We start from the raw sequence: 1,251 nt of genomic DNA on the forward strand, positions 1-1,251 counted from the left end.
ATTAACGAGTTATTGGTGGGTTTATCTGGGGTTTTCGTTGCTGTACTTGCTCTTGGGTTCACGATATGGCAGGTCATTCTTACGCGCATTCACAATCGAATATCGTATCGGCCAATTTTGGTGCTAGCTACTGAGCACTCGTTTGAAAAAAAGTCATTTACAGTAGTTTTAGCAAATAATGGTTTGGGGCCTGCTTTAATAAAATCATTTAGAATAAGAGTTGGTGATCGAGTTATTGAAGGTGATCACAGTAATGTAGTGTTTAATTTGGTTAAAGAGCTATTTTCGAATGTCAAGTATACGATAAGTTGTGGAGGGATTTCTGACAAATATTGTATGCCTCCTAGTGAAATATTTAACATACTTAGTATATCTTTTCCCGAGGATGTCCCTATGACTTCCGAAGAAATATTGGAGTGGTTGAATACCGCTGACTTGCACATCTCTTACGAGTCAATATATGGTGAGAAATTTGAACTTGACTCAAAAGACTAACAATACGCTCAAACACCGTTCCGGCCTGCGGCCTCCACTGGACGCCCAAAGCTCCGCTCGTTTGTGCATTTGCTTCGCAAATTTTCGCACAAACCAGCTCCACTTTGTGCGCCGTTTAGCTATGCGTTAGCTTTCCTCGGACCCCTATGAGCAAGCAAAAAATATTACCAAATGGGCTCGGTGAAGATGTTATCGCTCGTGCCTATAAAAAAGAATTGGCGCGCCACCAGCCCCAATTAATTGGTGAAATCAAGCAGTTCCTAGCTGAGCCTATATCAGAGGATATCAAAGGCGCGTACGCAGAAATATTTCCCGATGAGTATGGAGATGGTTATGTTGGTATCGGGTTGTATTTGGAGGCGATAACCATCAAGCATATTGGTTTCGCGGACTATGTCAGGGATTTACCTAGTATTGATGTGTTTGCATATCAAGAAAATGATGTCAGCATTCCTGACTTGGTCGTTAATCTTGTCAAACAATGGTTTGCGGAAAGCTGGTTTAAGGCAGGCGGCTGGGATTACCCTCTCGCAATTGATGTTAACGGTCACGACGGATTCGGTGATGGTGAAAGCATTGTACTTACAAGCAAAAGCTAACAAAAAGCTGCACGCGGAAACTTTTTACTACGCTCGTTTTTGTGCATTCCGCTGCGCTTCATTTTTTCACAAAAACGCTCTCCGTAAAATGTTCCGGTGAGCTTGGCGTTATGCGTCTTAACGGCTGGAAAAGTAGGGTTTGGAATTCATTGGGATT

2 protein-coding genes are annotated in these 1,251 nt (G+C 42.5%); both read left to right on the forward strand.

All coding sequences use genetic code 11. The annotated features are described in order from the left end of the window. The coding region (locus tag IDZ20_RS16215) for a hypothetical protein (RefSeq protein ID WP_223144924.1) at window positions 1–495 on the forward strand (495 nt) is incomplete at its 5' end. Between the two features lie 146 nt (window positions 496–641). Beyond that, window positions 642–1,094 carry a hypothetical protein gene (locus tag IDZ20_RS06965; RefSeq protein ID WP_188150707.1) on the forward strand — a complete coding sequence of 151 codons (453 nt, stop codon included), beginning with the start codon at window positions 642–644 and terminating at the stop codon, window positions 1,092–1,094. The last annotated feature ends 157 nt before the right edge of the window (window positions 1,095–1,251 follow it).

The organism is Teredinibacter waterburyi (genome assembly GCF_001922985.1).
Lineage (GTDB): Bacteria > Pseudomonadota > Gammaproteobacteria > Pseudomonadales > Cellvibrionaceae > Teredinibacter > Teredinibacter waterburyi.